The organism is Mesorhizobium abyssinicae, from assembly GCF_049887195.1.
GTDB classification, from domain to species: Bacteria; Pseudomonadota; Alphaproteobacteria; order Rhizobiales; family Rhizobiaceae; genus Mesorhizobium; species Mesorhizobium abyssinicae.
In genome coordinates this window covers 91,950-112,473 of record NZ_JARAKC010000003.1, presented here as the reverse complement: position 1 = coordinate 112,473, position 20,524 = coordinate 91,950, and the positions used below count along the sequence as shown (strand labels likewise).

23 protein-coding genes are annotated in these 20,524 nt (G+C 64.5%); 5 read left to right on the top strand and 18 right to left on the bottom strand.

From position 1 onward, the window contains the following. Positions 1-12: 12 nt before the first annotated feature. From fabI to fabA, 3 genes are all read right to left on the bottom strand, one after another. The gene (gene fabI, locus PU724_RS08625) at positions 13-825 is read right to left on the bottom strand and encodes an enoyl-ACP reductase FabI (RefSeq protein WP_135857598.1); all 813 of its coding nucleotides are present in this window, start codon (positions 823-825) and stop codon (positions 13-15) included. A gap of 12 nt (positions 826-837) precedes the next feature. Further along, positions 838-2,058 carry a beta-ketoacyl-ACP synthase I gene (gene fabB, locus PU724_RS08620; RefSeq protein ID WP_127312204.1) on the bottom strand — a complete coding sequence of 407 codons (1,221 nt, stop codon included), beginning with the start codon at positions 2,056-2,058 and terminating at the stop codon, positions 838-840. Between the two features lie 123 nt (positions 2,059-2,181). After that, entirely contained in the window at positions 2,182-2,700 is a 519-nt protein-coding gene (fabA, locus tag PU724_RS08615; RefSeq protein WP_127390837.1) for a 3-hydroxyacyl-[acyl-carrier-protein] dehydratase FabA, read from the bottom strand. Positions 2,701-2,966: 266 nt separating this feature from the next. Here fabA and irrA point away from each other — a divergent pair, with 266 nt between their 5' ends. Both irrA and PU724_RS08605 read left to right on the top strand, forming a co-directional pair. Beyond that, positions 2,967-3,398 (top strand): iron response transcriptional regulator IrrA, encoded by a 432-nt coding sequence (gene irrA / locus PU724_RS08610; RefSeq protein ID WP_127390836.1) that lies wholly within the window; start codon positions 2,967-2,969, stop codon positions 3,396-3,398. A gap of 10 nt (positions 3,399-3,408) precedes the next feature. Further along, positions 3,409-3,798, top strand: a complete 390-nt coding sequence (locus PU724_RS08605; protein WP_354420206.1) for a DUF4260 domain-containing protein — start codon at positions 3,409-3,411, stop codon at positions 3,796-3,798. Between the two features lie 12 nt (positions 3,799-3,810). Here the strand turns inward: PU724_RS08605 and PU724_RS08600 are convergent, their stop codons facing one another. Beyond that, positions 3,811-4,371 (bottom strand): SH3 domain-containing protein, encoded by a 561-nt coding sequence (locus tag PU724_RS08600; RefSeq protein ID WP_127286511.1) that lies wholly within the window; start codon positions 4,369-4,371, stop codon positions 3,811-3,813. A gap of 169 nt (positions 4,372-4,540) precedes the next feature. Here PU724_RS08600 and PU724_RS08595 point away from each other — a divergent pair, with 169 nt between their 5' ends. Next, on the top strand, positions 4,541-5,542 hold the full coding sequence (locus PU724_RS08595; protein WP_127286510.1) for a 2-hydroxyacid dehydrogenase: 1,002 nt from the start codon (positions 4,541-4,543) through the stop codon (positions 5,540-5,542). A gap of 13 nt (positions 5,543-5,555) precedes the next feature. Here the strand turns inward: PU724_RS08595 and PU724_RS08590 are convergent, their stop codons facing one another. The 11 genes from PU724_RS08590 to PU724_RS08540 form a co-directional block, all read right to left on the bottom strand. Next, a complete protein-coding gene (locus PU724_RS08590) occupies positions 5,556-5,969 on the bottom strand; it encodes an aconitase X swivel domain-containing protein (RefSeq protein WP_354420205.1) in 414 nt (137 codons plus the stop codon). After that, complete coding sequence (locus tag PU724_RS08585; protein ID WP_354420204.1) at positions 5,966-7,219, bottom strand: aconitase X; 1,254 nt, start codon at positions 7,217-7,219, stop codon at positions 5,966-5,968. The genes PU724_RS08590 and PU724_RS08585 overlap by 4 nt, the downstream gene beginning before the upstream one ends. Then, a complete protein-coding gene (locus tag PU724_RS08580; RefSeq protein ID WP_354420203.1) occupies positions 7,216-7,704 on the bottom strand; it encodes a GNAT family N-acetyltransferase in 489 nt (162 codons plus the stop codon). Before PU724_RS08580 ends, PU724_RS08585 begins: the two co-directional genes overlap by 4 nt. A 4-nt stretch (positions 7,705-7,708) precedes the next feature. Then, entirely contained in the window at positions 7,709-8,458 is a 750-nt protein-coding gene (locus PU724_RS08575; RefSeq protein WP_354420202.1) for a molybdopterin-synthase adenylyltransferase MoeB, read from the bottom strand. A gap of 31 nt (positions 8,459-8,489) precedes the next feature. Beyond that, positions 8,490-9,653 carry a DNA replication/repair protein RecF gene (gene recF / locus PU724_RS08570; RefSeq protein WP_354420201.1) on the bottom strand — a complete coding sequence of 388 codons (1,164 nt, stop codon included), beginning with the start codon at positions 9,651-9,653 and terminating at the stop codon, positions 8,490-8,492. Positions 9,654-9,793: 140 nt separating this feature from the next. Next, positions 9,794-10,912: a DNA polymerase III subunit beta gene (dnaN, locus tag PU724_RS08565; protein ID WP_127287223.1), complete on the bottom strand. Its 1,119-nt coding sequence runs from the start codon at positions 10,910-10,912 to the stop codon at positions 9,794-9,796. A 199-nt stretch (positions 10,913-11,111) separates the two neighbouring features. Then, positions 11,112-12,584: a chromosomal replication initiator protein DnaA gene (gene dnaA, locus PU724_RS08560; protein WP_320255372.1), complete on the bottom strand. Its 1,473-nt coding sequence runs from the start codon at positions 12,582-12,584 to the stop codon at positions 11,112-11,114. 922 nt (positions 12,585-13,506) lie between these two features. Further along, positions 13,507-13,773 carry a 30S ribosomal protein S20 gene (gene rpsT, locus PU724_RS08555; RefSeq protein WP_127285914.1) on the bottom strand — a complete coding sequence of 89 codons (267 nt, stop codon included), beginning with the start codon at positions 13,771-13,773 and terminating at the stop codon, positions 13,507-13,509. 158 nt (positions 13,774-13,931) lie between these two features. Further along, a complete protein-coding gene (locus tag PU724_RS08550; RefSeq protein ID WP_127285913.1) occupies positions 13,932-14,705 on the bottom strand; it encodes an enoyl-CoA hydratase in 774 nt (257 codons plus the stop codon). Positions 14,706-14,745: 40 nt separating this feature from the next. Further along, a complete protein-coding gene (gene mutM, locus PU724_RS08545) occupies positions 14,746-15,636 on the bottom strand; it encodes a bifunctional DNA-formamidopyrimidine glycosylase/DNA-(apurinic or apyrimidinic site) lyase (protein ID WP_354420200.1) in 891 nt (296 codons plus the stop codon). Then, the gene (locus PU724_RS08540) at positions 15,620-16,870 is read right to left on the bottom strand and encodes a phosphopentomutase (protein ID WP_354420517.1); all 1,251 of its coding nucleotides are present in this window, start codon (positions 16,868-16,870) and stop codon (positions 15,620-15,622) included. Before PU724_RS08540 ends, mutM begins: the two co-directional genes overlap by 17 nt. Positions 16,871-17,052: 182 nt before the next feature. Here PU724_RS08540 and PU724_RS08535 point away from each other — a divergent pair, with 182 nt between their 5' ends. Continuing rightward, positions 17,053-18,015: a phosphate/phosphite/phosphonate ABC transporter substrate-binding protein gene (locus PU724_RS08535; protein WP_354420199.1), complete on the top strand. Its 963-nt coding sequence runs from the start codon at positions 17,053-17,055 to the stop codon at positions 18,013-18,015. Positions 18,016-18,042: 27 nt separating this feature from the next. Here the strand turns inward: PU724_RS08535 and PU724_RS08530 are convergent, their stop codons facing one another. The 3 genes from PU724_RS08530 to PU724_RS08520 form a co-directional block, all read right to left on the bottom strand. Further along, positions 18,043-18,663, bottom strand: a complete 621-nt coding sequence (locus PU724_RS08530) for a TadE/TadG family type IV pilus assembly protein (protein WP_320255376.1) — start codon at positions 18,661-18,663, stop codon at positions 18,043-18,045. Between the two features lie 37 nt (positions 18,664-18,700). Then, on the bottom strand, positions 18,701-19,291 hold the full coding sequence (locus PU724_RS08525; RefSeq protein WP_127285908.1) for a TadE/TadG family type IV pilus assembly protein: 591 nt from the start codon (positions 19,289-19,291) through the stop codon (positions 18,701-18,703). A 138-nt stretch (positions 19,292-19,429) separates the two neighbouring features. Further along, positions 19,430-19,852, bottom strand: coding sequence for a pilus assembly protein N-terminal domain-containing protein (locus tag PU724_RS08520; protein ID WP_127285907.1), 423 nt, complete (start codon positions 19,850-19,852; stop codon positions 19,430-19,432). A gap of 357 nt (positions 19,853-20,209) precedes the next feature. Between PU724_RS08520 and PU724_RS08515 the strand changes: the two genes are divergently transcribed. Beyond that, positions 20,210-20,380 carry a Flp family type IVb pilin gene (locus tag PU724_RS08515; protein ID WP_127285906.1) on the top strand — a complete coding sequence of 57 codons (171 nt, stop codon included), beginning with the start codon at positions 20,210-20,212 and terminating at the stop codon, positions 20,378-20,380. Positions 20,381-20,524: the final 144 nt, after the last annotated feature.

Here is a 20,524-nt window from a genome sequence, read left to right as displayed (position 1 = left end):
TTTCCCGCGGGATTATTCCCGGGCGCCGTCGGTCTGCTTCAATTCGTCGAGCGTCGGCATGGAAACGATGTGATAGCCGGAATCGACATAATGGATCTCGCCGGTGACGCCGGAAGAGAGATCGGACAGCAGATAGAGCGCCGAGCCGCCGACCTCGTCGATGGTCACCGTGCGGCGCAGCGGCGAGTTGCGCTGCTGGTAGGAGAACATGTGGCGGGCGTCGGAAATCCCGGCGCCGGCGAGCGTGCGCACCGGCCCTGCCGAAATCCCGTTCACCCGGATGCCGCGCGGGCCATAGTCATTGGCGAGATAGCGCACGCTGGCCTCCAGTCCGGCCTTGGCGACGCCCATGACGTTGTAGTTCGGCATGACCCGCACCGAGCCGGCATAGGTCAGCGTGATCATCGAGCCGCCATCCGTCATCAGCGGCGCGGCGTTGCGGGCCACCTCGGTGAAGGAATAGCAGGAGATCACCATGGTGCGGACGAAATTGTCCCGGCTGGTGTCGGCGTAGAGGCCCTTGAGCTCGTTCTTGTCGGAAAAGCCGATGGCATGGACGACGAAATCCAGCCCACCCCAGGCCTTGCCGAGGGTCTCGAACGTGGCGCTGACCGAGGCGCTGTCCTCGACGTCGCAAGGCACCACCAGCGATGCACCGAGCTTGTCGGCAAGCGGCTTGACCCTGCGCCCGAAAGCGTCGCCCTGATAGGTGAAGGCGAGTTCGGCGCCGTGTTCGGACAATTTCCTGGCAATGCCCCAGGCGATCGAATGATCGTTGGCGACACCCATGACAAGCCCGCGCTTGCCCTTCATCAGTCCGTCCATGACTGGCGATCCTTATGCGGAATAGCGCTGGAAAATCAGCGTTGCGTTGGTGCCACCGAAACCGAAGGAATTCGACAAAACGGTGTCGATCCTGGCGTTGTCGATGCGCTTGCGCACGATCGGCATGCCTGCGAATTCCGGATCGAGCTCCTCGATATGCGCGCTCTCGCCGATGAAGCCGCCTTGCATCATCAGGATCGAGTAGATCGATTCCTGGACACCGGCGGCGCCCAGCGAATGCCCGGTCAGCGACTTGGTCGAGGTGATGAACGGCATCTTGTCGCCGAACACCTCGCGGATGGCGCCCATCTCCTTGGAATCGCCGACCGGCGTCGAGGTGCCGTGCGTGTTGATGTAATCGACCGGCGTAGACACCGTGGCGAGCGCCTGGCGCATGCAGCGCACCGCGCCTTCGCCCGAGGGCGCCACCATGTCGTAGCCGTCGGAGGTCGCGCCGTAGCCGACGATCTCGGCATAGATCTTGGCGCCGCGCGCCTTGGCGTGCTCCAACTCCTCCAGGATCAGCACGCCGGCGCCGCCGGCGATGACGAAGCCGTCGCGGTTGACGTCATAGGCGCGCGAAGCGGTGGATGCCTTGTCGTTGTACTTCGACGACATCGCGCCCATGGCGTCGAACAGGTCCGACATCGTCCAGTCGAGATCCTCGTGGCCGCCGGCGAACATCACATCCTGCTTGCCCCACTGGATGAGCTCATAGGCGTTGCCGATGCAGTGCGCGGAGGTCGAGCAGGCCGACGAGATCGAATAGTTGACGCCGTGGATCTTGAACCAGGTGGCAAGCGTCGCCGATGCGGTCGACGACATCGCCTTCGGCACCGCGAACGGGCCGATGCGCTTGGGGCTGCCGTTCTTGAGCGTGGTTTCGGCCGCCTCGACGATGGTCCGGGTGGAAGGGCCGCCCGAGCCCATGACGATGCCGGTGCGTTCGTTGGTGATGTCGCTCTCGCCAAGCCCGGCATCCGCAATCGCCTGGTCCATGGCGACGTGGTTCCACGCCGCGCCCTGCGACAGGAAGCGCATGGCGCGCCGGTCGATCATGGCCGACGGATCGAGCGTCGGCGCGCCCCAGACCTGGCAGCGGAAACCGTGTTCGGCGAAGGAATTGGAAAAGCTGATGCCTGATTTGGCATCGTGCAGCGAGGCCTGCACCTCGTTGGCGTTGTTACCGATCGACGACACGATGCCGAGGCCCGTCACTACGACCCGTCTCATTCGCAACTCCTTCCGGCGCATGATGTCGAAAACCGTGATCGGAATTCGCAAACGATCATACGCAAAATCAAAGCGCCACGCGGTCCCGCATGCAAAGGGCGCATGGCGCGGTGGTGGCGCCGGTCAAGCCGCCGCTGATTGCTTGGACAGACCCACTTTCAGATCCGTCGCCGCGTATATGGGTTCGCCATCCGCCTTCAGCCAGCCATCGGCGATACCGAGCACCAGACGCCCGCGCATCACGCGCTTGAAGTCGATGCCGTATTCCACCTTCTTGACCGACGGCGTCACCATGCCCTTGAACTTCACCTCGCCGGTCGACAGCGCCATCCCCTTGCCCGGCTCGCCGAGCCAGCCGAGATAGAACCCGGTCAGCTGCCACATGGCGTCGAGACCGAGGCAGCCCGGCATGATCGGGTTGCCGATGAAATGGCAGGCGAAGAACCAAAGGTCCGGCTTGATGTCGAACTCGGCGCGGATGAAGCCCTTGTCGAAGGCGCCGCCGGTCTCGCTGATCTCGGTGATGCGGTCGAACATCAGCATCGGCGGATAGGGCAACTGCGCGTTGCCCGGTCCGAACAGCTCGCCGCGGGCGCAGGCAAGCAGTTCCTCATACTCGTAGCTGGACTTCGAACCCGCCATGAATTTCGTCCCCGTGATCGTCCCGGGCGGTGGGGCGCCCTTGTCGTTGGCTTCCTAACACAATCTTTCCAAGGCCGGAAACCGGCGTTTGCGCTTAACCTGCCCGTCTGCCCGGGTCAATGCGCGCCTGCGCACAAGCGTCTTGCTCTATTGATCGCATTCGGCCGACAGAATATATGTCGGAACGTGTCCAGTTTCGGCCGATGACGTTTTTTCGCCACTCTGGACGTGTTTTTGGGCCGAAAGCGCGAGCTTCGACGGGATAGATGGATCAGGGCAGCCGGAAGGACAATGTCGCTGTGGACAAGCGGGTTCGCGAGGCCGGCCTGAGGCCGACACGTCAGCGCGTTGCGCTGGCCGATCTGCTTTTTGCCAAGGGCGACCGCCATCTTTCGGCCGAGGAGCTGCACGAGGAGGCGATCGCCGCCGGCGTGCCGGTGTCGCTGGCCACCGTCTACAACGCCCTTCACCAGTTCACCCAGGCGGGTCTGCTGCGCATCCTCGCCGTCGAGGGGTCGAAGACCTATTTCGACACCAACACCTCCGACCACCATCATTTCTACATCGAAGGCGAGAACAGGATCTTCGATATCGCCAGCGGCCCGGTGACTGTCTCCAACCTGCCGGAGCCTCCGCAGGGCATGGAAATCGCCAATGTCGATATCGTGGTCAGGCTGCGCCCGAAGCGCCGCGACTGATCCGTTTGCGATGCGGCCTCTCGATCTCGCGGTAAAGCTGGAATGGTGGGTCGCCGCGGCGGCTTCCGTCGTCCTCTATGCGATGACTGGCGCTTCCTGGTGGCTGTTCGCGCTGCTCATCCTGGCGCCGGATCTGTCGATGCTGGGATACCTAGCGGGACCGCGTATCGGCGCCGTCGCCTATAACGCCCTGCACATGCTGATTGTCCCGCTCGTCCTGGCGCTGGGCGGCCACGTCCTCGGCACCTCGATGACCACAGCGGTCGCGCTGATCTGGATCGCCCACATCGCCATCGACCGCGCGCTCGGCTACGGCCTGAAGCTGCCCAGCGGTTTTCAGGATACCCATCTCGGCCGTATCGGACGCCGCGAACTCCAAGCGCCTGTCCCGCCGCATTAGTGTCAGGCCGGATTAGTTCTTGACCCGTTCGCCCGGATAGGCGCCCCAGACGACCGACTGCGGCAGCCAGCCGGTATGGCCCTCGAAGGTCATCTCGCACCATTGCCCGTCGCAGGCCTTGATCGCGCCCATGACGCCGGGTTCGACGATGGCCACCACGCCGGCGTCCTTGTCCTTGTCGTCGAGCAGATTGATTCGGCCGCCCTTGCCCCGCTGCCAGGGCGCGACGATCGCCGTGCGGCGTCCCGACAGCAGCGACTGGTTGATCCAGCCCTCCGAGCCGTCGGCGTCGCGCACGCGCCGCCAGGTGTCGAACTCCTGGATGATTTCCATCGGCAGGCCGGCCTTCATGTACATCCAGTCGACCGAATAGTTGGCGCCAGGGCCGACGCGCGAATTGACGCGACCCGATTTCAGGCTGACGAAGCGCGGCAGCGGCAGGCCGCTCGGTCCGAGCGTGATCGTCTGCCCGGGAGCGGCGGCGCCCTGTGCCGACACTTGCTGCGGAGAGTAAAGAAGAGCGCCGAGGACTGCTGCGCTGAAAGCCAGGCGGAGCGTCGCGAAACCAGACACTTTGTTTCCTTTCGGCGCCTGCCCGTCGGCCCCGGCGCCCCTTTTTCTTTGTCTTCGGCAGCACCGCTTGTTACAGGAGTGGGCGGATACCGCGATTGGCTACAAGTTTCGCCTGTCTTGGTTAAAGAGGTCTCAACGAGATCGGTTTCGAGGAAGCTTCGGGGATAAAATGGCAGGCAAAAAACGGCCCCTCGTCGTCATCACACGCAAGCTGCCCGACCCGGTCGAAACCCGCATGCGCGAGCTGTTCGACGCGCGGCTGAACGTCGAGGACCGGCCTATGACGCAGCCGGAGCTGGTCGCCGCGGTCAAGGAAGCCGATGTGCTGGTGCCGACGATCACCGATCATATCGATGCGGCGCTGATCGCCCAGGCCGGCGACAATCTCAAGCTGATCGCCAATTTCGGCAATGGCGTCGACAAGATCGACGTCGCGGCGGCGGCGAAAAAGGGCATCACCGTCACCAACACGCCGAACGTGCTGACCGAGGACACGGCCGACATGACCATGGCGCTGATGCTGGCCGTGCCGCGCAGGCTGGCGGAAGGCGCCAACGTGCTCACCGGCGACAAGAAATGGGCCGGCTGGTCGCCGACCTGGATGCTCGGTCGCCGTATCTGGGGCAAGCGGCTCGGCATCGTCGGCATGGGCCGCATCGGCACCGCGGTTGCCAGGCGCGCCAAGGCCTTCGGTCTGTCGATCCACTATCACAACCGCCACCGCGTGCTGCCGGCGGTCGAGGACGAGCTGGAAGCGACCTATTGGGAGAGCCTCGACCAGATGCTGGCCCGCATGGACATCATTTCGGTCAACTGCCCGTCGACGCCGGCGACGTTCCATCTGCTTTCGGCGCGGCGGCTGGCGCTGATGCAGCCGTCGGCCTACATCGTCAACACCGCGCGCGGCGACATCATCGACGAGGAATCGCTGATCAAGCTGATCCATGACGGCAAGATCGCCGGCGCCGGCCTCGACGTCTACGAACACGAGCCGGCGCTGAACAGCAAGCTGCTGAAGCTCGCCGCCAAGGGCAAGGTCGTGCTCCTGCCGCATATGGGCTCGGCGACGCTCGAAGGCCGCATCGACATGGGCGAGAAGGTGATCATCAACATCCGCGCCTTCTTCGACGGCCACCGCCCGCCGGACCGGGTGCTGCCGCTGAGGACCTGACGACTTGCGGTCTTCAGCCGGCGATGGTGAGGGCGCCGTCTTCAGCGATTTTCGCAATGCTTCCGCGATAGGTCTCGAAGATATCGCGCTCGAGCTGGACCGCCATCGGCGTCTGCCAGCCCATTTCCCTGGCGACGATCAGCCCGAGCAGGAGGATTGCGTCCGGCTCGTGCAGCACCAGTGCGGCCGGCGCCCGGCCATTGTGGACAAGCTCCATCAGCACGGCCGAAGCCGAGGATGAGCCGATCGTGCCCGGCAGGAACAGCACGCGCCCGGAAATCGTCTCGCCATGCTGCGGGTGGCGGACATCGGCGATGCGCCCGCTCTTCGGGTCGACGCCGCCCCAGAAGCTGATCGGCGCCGTCAGCACCAGCGCCTCGCCTTCGCCGCCCTTGCCGGGCACCAGGATCTCGGCTCGGGCGTTCATGCTGCGATATCCGTAAAGCGTGGCTTACCAAGAACGGCGCTTTCGACGCAGTCGGCCAGCGAGGCGTAGAGCACCGAGTAGCCGGTGTTGCCCGGCGCGTAGTGCGCGAACTTGCCCGAATTCGTCATCAGCACCCCGTTGCTGAGCTCCGGCATGATCGGCGTCACCACCACGCAAGTGTCGGCAACGATGATCACCCCGCTTGCCTCGAGCGCCTTGCGCCGGCCGCTTTGCTCGAGTCCGAACAGCGCATGGCGGCCGGTGCAGGCATAGATCGGCACGCTGAGCCGGCGGCCGGCGATCAGCCGCTCCAGCGCGTCGAATTCGGCGAGCGACAGGTGCGGGCTGCCGATTGCAACCGCGTCGATCGTTTTCGACGCCGCCGCCGTGGACAGCCCGGCACGTGCCTTCGCGGCCATTTCAGACGTGACGTGGATCACCGTCTCCGGCGTCGTGCCGGCGAGAATGGTGTTCGCATCGGGCGCTTCCGGCGTCACGCCGGCAATGTGGAACAGACCGACCGCGCCGGACGAGGCCGCGGCGGCGCCGAATGCCTTGAGCGCATCCTCGCCGGGGTGCTTGGCTACGCCGGTGACGACGCCGACGGCGTTGCCGACCTCGCGACCATAGAGGCTGCCCAGCACCGGCCAGGCGATTTCGGATGCGAGGAAGGAAGGCGAGAGGCCGGAGACATCGAACACCAGCCGCGCCCGCCTGTTCTCGAGGCGATGCAGGCCGTAGTCCGGGGCTCGGCCGGTAATGGCGCAGGCGATGTCGAGGAAATCGCCATAGCGGTTGGTGCGCGCGCCCAGCACCGAATTGCAGAACACCACCGCGTTCGATTCGCCCCAGGCGACGTCGCTGCCCAGCGCTGGCCTGTGCCCGGCCTGGTAAGGCGCGCAGGTCCAGCTCTGCTCGCAGCCAAGCTTGCGATAGGCCTCCATCATCCGCCGCGCCATGCCGCGCGCCGGCTCCTCGAGGCGGATGCGCGCGCAGCCCATCAGGTCGAGCGCGCCGACATTGAGCGTCGAGCGAACGGCGACGCGCGCGCCGCCCTCGACCAGCCTCTCGGCGAACAGCGTGCCGGAATCGCCGTGATAGAGCGCCCCGTCTATATGCGTCGAGGCAATCGGGATCAGTCGCGGCGCGCCGAGCAGCCGGGCGCTTTCGGCGACGATGCGCATCGCCATCGCGGCGCCGTCCTTGCCGGCGGCGATCGCCTGTTCTTCCGCGCTGAGGGCGAGGCTCATGGCAGCACCTTGCGCATGATGATCGAGGTCGGCCGATCGTAGCCTTCATGCGCCGTGCGTTCGGTCTCGCCAAAGCCCAGCCGGGCGAAGGCGCTGTGATTTGTGGAGAGCTCGATGCGAGTCTGCAGTTCGATGGCGCCCTTGCCACGGCTCACGGCAATTTCCTCGGCGGCCCGCATCAGCAGCCGGCCGATACCTTGCCCCTGAAAGTCCGGCTCGACCGCGAGCTTGCCGATGTAGAAATCGTCTGGCCTTTCCAGCACGAAAGCGCAGCCGACGATCCTCGCACCCTGCAGGGCCAGGAAACCCGTCTCCTGCTTTGCCTTTTCCTTGAGCTTTGCGGCGGTCAGCAGATGCGCCGAGGACGGCGGATCGATGACGCCGTCCATATAGGCAAAGGCGCGCATGATCAGCGAATGCAACTCGTCCCATTGCCCGAAATCGGGAGGAATTTGCGTGACGAAGACGCCTGTCGGCCGGTCCATGCGATCAGGCTCTCTTGTAGCGGATAGTGTCGAAGCGCGCGCTGAGCGCGTCGAAAAGCAAAAGCCGGCCGACCAGAGGCTCGCCGATGCCGGTGATCAGCTTGATCGCCTCCATCGCCTGCAGCGTTCCGATCACACCGGTCAGCGCGCCGACCACACCGGCGACGGCGCAGGACGGCACCAGTCCCTCCGGCGGTGCTTCCGGGAAAAGGTCGCGGTAGCCGGGGTTAGGCTTACCGTCGGCGCCGGTCTCGAATGGTTTCAGCACCGTCAGCGAGCCGTCGAAGCGGCCGACGGCGGCGTGCACCAGGGGCTTGCCTTCCGCGGCGCAGGCATCGGCCACCGCATAACGGGTGTCAAAATTGTCGGAGCCGTCGACCACGATGTCGTAACGTGCGACGAGGGCAGGGGCATTCTCCGCCGTCAGCCTGAGCTGATGCGGCTCGACCGCCACATTGGGGTTGATGCGCATGATCGCCGCGGACGCGCTGTCGGTTTTGGCAATGCCGATCGCGTCCGTGCCGTGGATCACCTGCCTCTGCAGGTTGGACAGCGAGACCGTGTCGTCGTCGGCGATGCCGAGCGTGCCGACGCCGGCGGCGGCGAGATATTCGAGCACCGGGGCGCCGAGCCCGCCGGCGCCGATCACCAGCACCCGCGCCCGCTTCAGTTTCTGTTGGCCGGCGCCGCCGATCTCCGGCAGCACGATGTGGCGCGCGTAGCGCTCGAGTTCTTCGTCGGTAAGCGTGGTCATGGCCAGACCTTATCGTGGCGCAAAAACCTTGTCAGGGGTCTTCCGTTGGCCCAACGTTGCCGTGGTCGACCGTCAGGAACTGCGCGCGGCCTTCGAGGCTGGAAAACAGCGCCGCGTCGGTTCCGGTCATGAACGCCTGGCAGTTCAGCTCCTCCAGGATCGAGAACAAGGCGGCGCGCCGGCCGGCGTCGAGATGTGCCGCGATTTCGTCGAGCAGCAGAATCGGCGTCATCCCCGACATCTCGCCGGTCAGCCTTGCATGCGAGACCACGATGCCGACCAGGAGCGCCTTCTGCTCGCCGGTCGAGCAGAGCTCGGCCGGCATTGCCTTGGGCCTGTGCCGCACCACGAGATCGGAGCGATGCGGGCCGTCCAGCGTGCGGCCGGCGGCGCGGTCGCGGTCGCGGCCATCGGCCAGCGCGCGGCGAAACCGCTCCTCGACATCGACCGCCGGCGCGCTGCCGAGCGCGTTCTCCAGGTCGCCGTCGAGGCTGATGTCGGCTTGCGGAAACGGTCCGCTGGACGGCAGCCTCTCGATCATCGCGGCAAGCAGGCGCGCCAGCTCGGCGCGGGCCGCCGCGATCGCCACGCCGGTCTCGGCCATCTGCGTCTCGATGGCGTCGAACCAGCTGCCGTCACGGGATCCTTCCGTAAGCAGGCGATTACGTCCGCGCATCGCCTTCTCGTAGTCGAGCGCGCGCTGGCCATGACCGGGGTCGATCGCCAGCACCAGCCGGTCGAGGAAGCGCCGGCGGTCGGCCGCCGGCCCGGGGAACAGTCCGTCCATCGCCGGCGTCAGCCAGACGACACGCAGCCACTCCAGCATATCCTCGGACGACCGCGCGGCGGCGCCATTGATCCGCACCCGTCTGCCGCTCTCGCAGCTGTCGCCGCCCGCAATGCCGGTGCCGATCTCGGCCTGGCCTTCCGGCCCTTCGATGCGGGCGTGCAGCGCAAAACCGCCATCGCCGCCTTCACGCGCCAGGTCGGCATAGGGCGCGCGGCGCAGTCCGCGCCCAGGCGTCAGCAGCGAGATCGCTTCCAGCAGATTGGTCTTGCCGGCGCCATTGTCGCCGGACAGCACGACCGCTCCGGCCGCGAAGTCGATCGAAAGCGCAGCGTAATTGCGGAAATTCGTAAGTGTAAGCTTACTTATATGCGTTTGTTGCTGGAGCTGTGTTGCACCTGCGGTCACGGCAGCAAAATCGCCTCGTTGGCGGCCTAGAGCTGGATGACTTCAGGTCGAATCGACCTGAAATCTGAATCCGGCTCTAAATCAAAGAGATAGAGCATGATGTCGTCCGAAAACCGCTTCACACTTTTCGGCATCATGCTCTAGACCCGCATCGGCATCAGCACGTAGAGCGCGGTCTCGTCGGCCATGTCGTGGATCAGCGTCGGCGAGCCGGCGTCGGCGAGCATGAATTTAGCCTCCGTGCCGGTGAGCTGCGCGGCGACGTCGAGCAGATACTTGGCGTTGAAGCCGATCTCGATCGGGTCGGCCGAATAGTCGGCGGCCAGTTCCTCGGTAGCGCTGCCGGAATCCGGATTGTTGACGGCCAGCGTCAGCTGGCCCTCGGCGATCGACAGTTTCACCGCCCGGCCGCGCTCCGACGAAATGGTCGAGACGCGGTCGACGGCCGCGGCGAAGCTCTGCCGGTCGATGATCAGCTTCTTGTCGTTGCCGGTCGGAATGACGCGCTGATAGTCCGGGAAGGTGCCGTCGATCAGCTTCGAGGTCAGAACCACGCTGCCGATGGTGAAGCGGATCTTGGTGTCGGAAAGTTCGGTGGTCACGGCCACATCCGGGTCGTCGACCAGCTTCTGCAACTCGCTCACCGTCTTGCGCGGGATGATGATGCCCGGCATGCCTTCGGACCCTGCCGGCGCGTCGATCTCGGCGCGCGCCAGGCGGTGGCCGTCGGTCGCCACCGAGCGCAGCTTCAGCTTGCCGCCGGCTTCATGCGTGTGCAGGTAGATGCCGTTGAGGTAGTAGCGCGTCTCCTCGGTGGAGATGGCGAATTGCGTCTTTTCGATCAGGCCTTTCAGGTCGAGCGAATCGAGCCGGAAGATGTGCGAGAAGGAACCGGCCGAAAGCTCCGGGAAATCGGACTGCGGCAGGCACTGCAGACGGAAGCTCGAACGGCCCGAGGTGACCGTCATCGCATTGCCGTCCTCGTCGGTCTTCAGCATCACCTCCGCTCCGTCGGCGAGCTTGCGCACGATGTCGTAGAGCAGATGCGCCGGAACGGTCGTCGCCCCGCCGCGCTCGACCTTGGCGGGCGTCGCTTCGGTCACTTCCAGGTCGAGGTCGGTCGCCTTCATCTCGAGGCTGGCGCCCTCGGCGCTGAGCAGCACGTTGGAGAGGATCGGTATGGTGTTGCGCCGCTCGACCACGCGGTGGACATGGTTGAGCGACTTCAGGAGATTTGACCGTTCCAGGATAACACGCATGACGAAACAGGCTCGCTTGAATGGATGAGCGGGTCTCCGGCGAGCGGCGCCCCGCGAAAGGTCTGAACAGGCTCAGAATCTGCTTAAGCTGACAGGAAAAAGCCTGCAAACGCAAGCCCGCGCCACCGGTTAGGGCCGGTTGCGCGGGCTTTCTGGGGATAAAGCCGGCGAAGTCCCCGATCCGGCTTTTCCCGGGCGCTCAAGCCTGGTCGTTGATCAGCCTTCGCAACAGTTCCAGTTCCTGCGCCAGCGTGTTGTCCGCGCCCGAAAGGTCCTCGATCTTGCGCACCGCGTGCAGCACCGTCGTATGATCGCGGCCGCCGAACCGCCGTCCGATCTCCGGCAGCGAACGCGGCGTCATCACCTTCGACAGGTACATGGCGACCTGCCGCGGCTTGACGATGGTGCGTGTGCGCCGGTTGGACAGAAGCTCGGTCTTCGACACATTGTAGTGACGCGCCACGATCCGCTGGATGTCCTCGATGCGCACCCGCTTCGGCTCGCCCGAGCGATAGATGTGGCCGAGGATCTCATCGATGCGGTCGATGCTGATCTGCGGCTCGAAGGACTGCCTGAACAGGAGCTGGTTGAAGGCGCCCTCCAGCTCGCGCCCGCTGCCCGTCACCGTGCGCGCGACATGGTTGAGGATCTCCTCCGAAATATCGAGCGAGGTGTCGTCGACCTTGGCCGTCGCAAGGCGCAGCTTCAGCATGCCGAGTCGCATGGCGAAGTCAGGCGCCGACATTTCCAGCGCCACGCCGCCATTGAGGCGCGAGCGGACGCGCGGCTCCAGCGATTCCAGCTCCGACGGCGGCCGGTCGGCGGCGACCACCACCTGCTTGGCGCTGTCGAGCAGCATGTTGATGAGATGGCAGAATTCATGCTGGATCGACTTGCCCTGCAGGAACTGCATATCGTCGATGATCAGCAGGTCGATGTCGCGCAACTGCTCCTTGAGCGTCAGCGCGTTGTTGTCGCGGATCGCGGTAGCGAAGCGCCACATGAAATACTCGGCCGTCAGATAGACGACGCGCGATTTCGGGTTGTGCATCAGCGATTCCGCCGCGATCGCCTGCAGAAGATGCGTCTTACCGAGACCGACAGTGGCATGGAGGAACAGCGGGTTGAAGCGCACCGCGCTCGACTGCGATTCCGCCACCGCCTTTGCCGCGGCGAAAGCCACCCGGTTCGACGGGCCTTCGATGAAGGAATTGAACGTGTAGCGCGGATCGAGCGGCGACCCCAGCACATTGTGCCGGAACTCCGTTTCGGCGGGCGCGCCCTGGCGCGGCGCCGGTGCCCGCTCCACCCTGCCTGATCCGGCGGTGCCTGCCGCGAGCGCCGTTTGCGTCTGCCTGGTCATCTTGCGCGCCGGCGCCACTTCCGGCTCGGCGCCGTTGCGCGTCTGGCGCGTGGCGGTGCGCACCACGATCTCGATCTTCAGGACCTCGGGATCCTCGTGCTTCCACAGTTCGGCGATCAGATCGAGATAGTGGCCGTTGATCCACGACCGCAGGAAGGCCGTCGGCACCGAGATGCGGACAATGCCCCGGGACGCCTCGGCGACCTTCATCCGGCCGAACCAGCTAGAATAGACCTCGGCTCCCAAGCGCGCCTTCAGCTGGGTCTTGACCCGCTCGAACTTCTGTTCCGCGTCGCTGGATGCCACCATGTCGCCCCCTCCGACAAAAGTTGCTTGAAATGGGAGTTCGCTCGTTAGCTCCCTTTCGATGCCGCTCTGCATGACCGCGTTCCTTGCCTGTTTGTACCTGTTTCCCGCCGGGGATGCGCCTCCTGCATCCATGTTTCCGGCGACCGTATCTTCGCTGCGACACTGCCACCGCCGCTGGTGGTGAATGCCGCCTCGTTCTACACAAGGGACCGGTCCCGGCCCTTGCAAGCCGGGTCGTTTTTCTGAACAAGGCAAAGCTCTACCGCCCGGCGAAAACGCCGGCGCGCCATCGACCTGCCATGTAAAAATTACGCCAGTCCCCTACCCGCATCGAAAAGACAAATCAAACCCGTTCGCGGAATTGCTCCACGTCATGAATTCTGCCATTTTGTGGTGGCCAATTCAGGCTGGGTTTGGGGGCCAAGAGCCCGTCCCTTCGATGGATGGACATTACCGAAATCGCTGTGGATAGGGCAAGGCCACGACTAACGGATTTTTAACGAATCTGGTTAGCGGAGGCGGGTCTGCAACAGGTGCCGCAACGGCATATTTTGACAAAGCCATTGTGATTCAAACCCTTTTCCGGCGAATATGAAAAAGGCCACCTGGCAGGAAATTTTCTGAAATAATTCGCTTGACAGCTACTTGTCCCCCGCAGCTCGAACTCGATGTGAACAAGCTGTGGATCACCGTCTGCAAGTGACTGAAATGTATGGATAATTTCTGACAGCTGAATCTGGGTGCGCACCCGCTTTCGACATAACGGAATATCAGTGCGCATGTATATGCCGGCAAAACAATCTGGATTTTGAAATCCAGCCCGGATGCGATCTCCGGGCGTTCTTTTTAAGTACTTGCCGGCAAACGAAAAAACCCGGCGTCATCCGCCGGGTTCGAAGAACGCTAGTCTAGGGTAGGCGTATCAGGCGGTCAGTACCTTGACCCGGTGCGCCAGCCGCGAAACCTTGCGCGATGCCGTGTTCTTGTGGATCACGCCCTTGGTCGCGGCGCGCATCAATTCCGGCTCGGCGGCCTTGAAGGCGGCGAGTGCCGCGGCCTTGTCGCCCGAGGCCAGCGCCTCTTCGACCTGGCGCACATAGGTGCGGACGCGCGAGCGGCGGTTCTTGTTGATCGCGGCGCGGCGGGCGATCTTGCGCGTTGCCTTTTTGGCCGAGGAGGTATTGGCCATGATGCCTCTCTTCTGATCTGGTGGGCGCCAGCAGTATCGCAGGGCGCAAAAAACAAACGGGCAGCCACAGGCCGCCTCGGTTGGTGCGGCTTATAGTTCAGCTTTTCCGGCGCGTCAACGCCGCTTTGCCTTCTTTTTGAGGCTGGCGCCCGGCCATCTTATCGATTGGTGAAATTGGGCTTCCGCTTCTCGGCGAAGGCCGCCATGCCTTCCTTCTGGTCGTCCAGCGCAAACAGCGAATGGAACAGCCGCCGCTCGAACCGCAAACCCTCCGCAAGCGTCGTCTCATAGGCCCGGTTGACGGCCTCTTTCGTCATCATCACAGAGGGCAGCGAGAATTCCGCTATCTTTGCCGCGGCCTTCAGCGCCTCCTCGACGAGGTCGCCGGCGGGCACGACTCGCGAGACCAGCCCGCAGCGCTCTGCCTCCGCCGCATCCATCATCCGCCCCGTCAGGCACATATCCATGGCCTTCGACTTGCCGACGAACCGGGTCAGCCGCTGCGATCCGCCCATGCCGGGCATCACGCCGAGCGTGATCTCGGGCTGGCCGAATCTGGCGGTGTCCGCGGCGATGATGAAATCGCACATCATTGCCAGTTCGCAGCCGCCGCCAAGGGCGTAACCCGCAACCGCCGCGATGATCGGTTTGCGCACGCGCGTAAGCTCCTCCCAGCCGACGAAGAAGTCCTGCGTGTAGGCATCGACGAAGGCGATCGACTGCATCTGCTTGATGTCAGCGCCCGCGGCGAAGGCCTTCTCGGAACCGGTGATGACGATCGCGCCGATGCCGGGGTCGGCGCCGAACCCGTTCACCGCCTCGACCGCTTCTCTCATGACCTCGGTGTTCAGCGCATTGAGCGCCTTCGGCCGGTTCAGCGTGATCAGCCCGACCTTGCCGCGCGTCTCCACGATGATGGTTTCATAGGTCATGGCATCGCCTCCTCGTTCCGATTGGGGAGATCGGTCTAGCTCACCGCTGACAGGTCCGGCAATAGAAGGTCGAGCGGCCGCTCTGCACGATGCGCTCGATATGGCCGCCGCAGCCAGGCTTCGGGCATGGCTCGCCTTCGCGGTCGTAGACGGCGAAGGAGTGCTGGAAATAGCCGAGCGACCCATCGGTCTGCACATAGTCGCGCAGCGACGATCCGCCGGCGGCGATCGCATCGGCGATGACCGACCGGATCGCCTCGGCCAGCCGTTCGGCCTGCTCCCTGGCCTTCTTGCCGGCCTTGGCGATGGTGCCTGCTTCGCGCAGCGGCGACAGGCCGGCGCGCCACAGCGCTTCGGACACATAGATATTGCCGAGCCCGGCGATCAGCCGCTGGTCGAGAAGCGCTGCCTTCAACGGCGATCTGCGGCCCTTGAGCAGCGAGGCGAGCAGGGCGCCGTCCAGCGCATTGCCTGTCGGCTCGACGCCCAGGCCGGTCAGCATCGGATGGGTATCGGGCACGCCTTCGGCAAACAGCATGAAGCCGAAACGGCGCGGATCATTGAAGATCACGCGCGAGCGGGCGCCCGCGGCCGTCTCGACATCGAAAACGACATGGTCGTGCGTGGAGCTCTTCGACCGCTCGTGATGAAAGGTGCCTGGCGTCTCGTTGCCATCGGCGACTTCGATGCGGAACGAGCCCGACATGCCGAGATGGCAGATCAGCACCGGGCCGCCCTCCACATGCATGGTCAGGTATTTGGCGCGACGGCCGAGCGCGGTGATGGTCTTGCCGGTCAGGCGTTCGGAGAAACGCGCGGGAAATGGAAACCTGAGATCGGGCCGGCGCGCCTCGACCCTGACCAGGCGAGCGCCTTCCAGGACCGGCTGCAGCCCGCGCCGGACGGTTTCGACCTCAGGCAGTTCGGGCATGGCCGCCGATCGCTCCAAGGAAGGAGGTGCCGTGACGGCCGGGCGCCAGCCCGAGATGCTCGGCGACGGTCTCGCCGATATCGGCGAAGGTCGGCCTGAGGCCGATGTCGCCGCCTGCCAGCCCCAGTCCGGTGCCGATCACCGGGATGCGTTCGCGCGTATGGTCGGTGCCGCGCCAGGTCGGATCGTTGCCATGGTCGGCGCTGAGGATGAGCAGGTCGCCTTGCCGCAGTTTCGCCAGCGCTTCGGGCAGGCGCCGATCGAACGCTTCCAGCGCCGCGGCATAGCCGGCGACATCGCGCCGGTGGCCGAACTCGGTGTCGAAATCGACGAAATTGGCAAACACCAGGTCGCCGTCGCCGGCATCGTCCATCGCGCCGAGCGCCTTGTCGAACATCGCCATGTTGCCGGCGGCCTTGCGCACCTCCGAGATGCCGCGATGCGCGAAGATGTCGCCGATCTTGCCGACCGCGATGACCTTGCTGCCGCGCTCCGTCAGCCGGTCGAGCAGCGTCGGTTCGGGTGGCGGCACGGCATAGTCGCGGCGGTTATATGTCCGTTCGAAGGTGGCGACGGTTTCCCCGACAAAAGGCCGCGCGATTACCCGGCCGATGTTCAGCGGATCGGCCAGCCTGCGCACCGTCTTGCAGAATTCGTAGAGCCGTTCGAGGCCGAAATGCGTTTCGTGCGCGGCGATCTGCAGCACGGAATCGACCGAGGTGTAGCAGATCGGCTTGCCGGTCCGGATATGCTCCTCGCCGAACCGCTCGATGATCTCGATTCCTCCCGCGTGGCAATCGCCCAGAATGCCGGGCACCTTTCCCTCGCTGATCATCGCCGCGGTCAGTTCGGCCGGAAAGGCGGGCACCGTCTGCGGGAAATAGCCCCAGTCGAAGCGCACCGGCAGGCCGGCTATCTCCCAGTGGCCGGACGGCGTGTCCTTGCCGCTCGACACCTCTTGCGCCGCGCCATGGAAAGCCGCCGCGACCGGCGCCGTGCCGCCCTTGCCGAAGCGGAAGCCCGTCGCGGTTTCCGCCGCGCCCGCCAGCCCAAGCGAGACCATGTTGGGCAGGGCGAGCGGTCCCTTGCGCAGGCCCTCGCGATCCGCGCGCCCCTCAGCGCAGGCGAGCGCGATGTGACCGAACGTGTCGGCGCCGGCATCGCCATAGCGTTCGGCATCGGCGGCGCCGCCGATGCCGAACGAGTCGAGGACAAAGAGGAAAGCGCGCGCCATCAAAGGGGTCATTGTTGCCTGCCTGCGGCTCCAGACATAGGGTTCCGCATCGCCATTGGCAATTCGGAAACCAAACGGCAACCGCTCGGCGCGATAGTCGGGCGAGACGGGATGCCGGTACGGGCGGGGCAGGGATGGGAAGGCGCGGCGGATTTTCGGCAAGGCCTGCCTTCAAGGCCTGCATGGCTGCTTTGGCATTGCTGGCCGCGTCCTGGCCGGATACGGCCAGCGCCGATTGGCGCGACGACATCGGCACATTCCGCGTCGGCATCGTCGCCGAACCTGGAGCCGGCAACACCGTTCCGGGCCTGGCGCTGCTCACCGACGCCTACACCAAGGCACTCGGCATGAAGGTCGAGTTTGTCGTCGCCCGCGACTACCGGGCGCTGATCGAGGCGCAGGTGGAGGGACGCATCCAGTATGCCGTCTATTCGGCCGTCGCCTATGCGACGGCGTCGGAGCGTTGCGGCTGCGTCGAGCCACTGGTGGCGCCGGTCGATACCGGTGGCGCCGCCGGCATCCGCTCGCTCCTTGTGACGCGCGACGGCAAGGTGCCGGATCTTGCGGCCATGCCGGGCCATCGCATCGCCATGGCGCCCGCCGACAGCGTCGGCGGCTCGCTTTTGCCGCTTGCCGGCCTGACGGCGGCAGGCGTCGGGATCACCGAGGATTCACCCTATCTGCTGCATGCCGGCTCGGCGGCCGCCGCCGAGGCAATGCTGGTCGACGGGCAGGCCGATGCCTTGTTCGGCTGGGAAACAGCGCTGGCGGACGGCAATCCGGCCGCGGCCGACAGTCCGCCGGCCCTTCCGGCAGGCCAGCCGGCCGGCGCGGGCGATCACTCGGCCGATCCGAACGGCACGCTGGCGCGGCTGGAGGCGGCGGGTGTTTCGAAGGCGGCACTGCGGATCGTGTGGACGTCAGGCCTGCTCAGATACGGCCCGCATGCCGTGCGCAGCGATCTCGATCCCGAGGCCAAGCGCCGGCTCACCGTGTTTCTCACCAACCTGAAATCGATGACGCCGGATGTCTACGATCTTCTGGAGACGACGCATTCGGGCGGCTTCACCGTCGCCTCGCAAAAGGACTATGCGATGGCGGCTGCGATCGTGCGCATGGTGTCGGGCAAAGAGGGCGGGCAATAATTCAGGCGAAGCGGCGCCGTGCAATTCTCAGCAGTCGCTGCAAGGGATCGTCGTGCTCCGGCGCGGCCGCAGATAGTAGGTCTCGCTCATCGAAATGTGGCTGAAAGCCGAGGTCAGCCCAAGCCGCTCCTTGCTGTCCGCCGCCCAGGTGATGATCGGCTCATAGGCGAGGTCGCTCTCGACGCGGATGAGGAAGGTGCCCTTGACGTTGAGCGCGGTGGGAATCGTGGTGGTGCTGGTCTTCGCGGCATCGGGGCTGGTGGCCCCGTTGAGCAGCTTGCGCGACCAGACGACCTGCACCTTAGGCGTCGTATCGGTGGTGACCTCTATCGCCGTGATGACGATCTTGGGATCCGACCGGTTGTAGGGCTTCAGGGTCGAGTTGCCGATCTTCATGATCGCATCGAGATCGGCCTTGGTGATGGTGTTCTGCTGGGTGACGAGGTCCGCCACCATGCTGCCGATGCGGCTGACCTTCTTGCTGGTCTCGATGGCCTGCGAGGCCTCCATGGTCACGAAATACATCACGAGCAGCAGCGGCACGATGAAGGCAAACTCGATCGCCGCGATGCCGCGGCGATCGGCGAGAAAGCCTTTCGCTCTCGTCCAGGCCGCCAAGATTCCCCGATGTGCCCCCGCACGATACATGCCCTTACCCCCGTTTTGCCGAAGCATGCCCGCAATCTCAGTTGTCGAACGGCTCGTTCTGCCACGTCACGGACGCGAAGTGCAGCGCGGTGCCGTCGGTCATATTGGTCATCGACTTGGACATGAAGTCGGTCATGACCGGCCATTTGTAGAAGACGCGCAACATGTTCTTCGTTTCCGCCAGCCCGGGCGATACGCCGAAAGCCGTCGAGTTCGCGCCTTGAGTCAGCACGATCTGGTTGTTCACGATCTTGTAGCTCGCCGTAGCGGCGTCCGCGAAGGTCGCATATTCGCGCAAGTCCACGGACAGTCCCGGGCACTTGTTGGCGACGATGATTTCCAGCTTGGCGCAGATCATGTCCTGCAACTTGGTGCCGCTCACGTCGGCCGGCCTCAGCTGGCCGGTGCGCAACTTGCGGGCGATGTCGTCGGTGATGTTGGCCATCACTTCCTGGCCGGCAAATGAAATGCAGCTTTCGAGGATGGCGAAGACGAGGAGGGCGAAAGGCAAGGCAAGCATCGCGAATTCCATCGCCGTGCTGCCGCGCCGATCACCAAGAAAGCGGGCGCGGAGCCGTGTCCACCCGTTGCCGCGATTGTCGTCTTCGGGCGCTCGCTTCCTGTTCATGCCCTCTCCCTGCCGATCCTTGTGATGTCGGCCGGGACATTAACGAAAACCCATTGAAGCCCGGTTTGGATGACCGTTAAATTCGTCGAAGCGCCGTTAGCCGGCCGCTAACCGTAGTCGCCAAAAAAGGCCGGCAGCTCAGTGGCCGGCGCTCATCTCGGCTTCCGAGGCCTTCTCGCTGTCGCTCTTGTAGGAGCTCTCGCAATACGGGGTGCAGGACATGGTCTGGATTTCGGAGCGCCTGTAGATTCTGACCGAGGATGCATCCTGCCGCACGACGGTGACCTGTTCATCGATGATCGGGCTGCCGTCCTGGTCGAGGACGACCAAGTTGGTGACGCCGAATCCCTTGCCGGTCAGCACGATGGTCGAGGCATCCTGCACGGAGGCGTCTGCAATCGCCGGATTGCCGATGACGATGGTGTCGGCCGAACGGGACAGCTTGACGATCTTGGCCTGGTTCATGGTGACTTCGATGCCGGGCCCAGCCTTGGCCGGCAGGACGAAGGCAGCGGCGGCGACAAGCACGGCAACTGGAAACGACGATCTCAACCCGGTCATCTGGACGCTCCAAGGCGGCAAACTGTTCAACGGAACATGAACGAGATTGGTGAACCAACGGTTAAGCCCCTGGTCAGGGCGATTAAGGTCGGGGTTGGATTGCCTGTCACGGCGGGCGATGGCCCTCCCTGTGACAGTCGCCGGGAATCCGCCTCTGCCGCTGCTTTGCGGGCGGCAAGGCGGCCCGCTGGTACTTTAGCTGACGGTTAACCAAGCAACGGGTTCGAGACCGGAAAGGAATCGGTAAGGCTGTTTATTAAGCCGATCGAAAGGCCTTCTCCCTAGATTGGCAGCATCCGATCAACCGGCAAGAGAAGTTGACGGAAGTGCTGTAACACGTGGAGTAGGAGCTCTCGAATGTCTAACCTCATTGCACGTTTTGTGAAGAACGAGTCCGGTGCGACCGCCATCGAATATGGCTTGATCGCCGCTCTCATCGCGCTCGCCATCATGGTCGGCGCCGGCGCCCTCGGCAACGCGCTGAACAACAAGTTCGACGCCATCGCCAACAAGGTTGAAGGTTCCTGATACCTGAAGCGAATTAGCTTCTTCAAGCGAAAGGGCCGCCTCTTCTGGCGGCCCTTTTTTCGTCATTCACGTTTTCATCAAGCCGGGCGATTTTGACTGGCCCGCCTCATCAATCGTTAATCGAACATGCCTAGGCTGCACTGG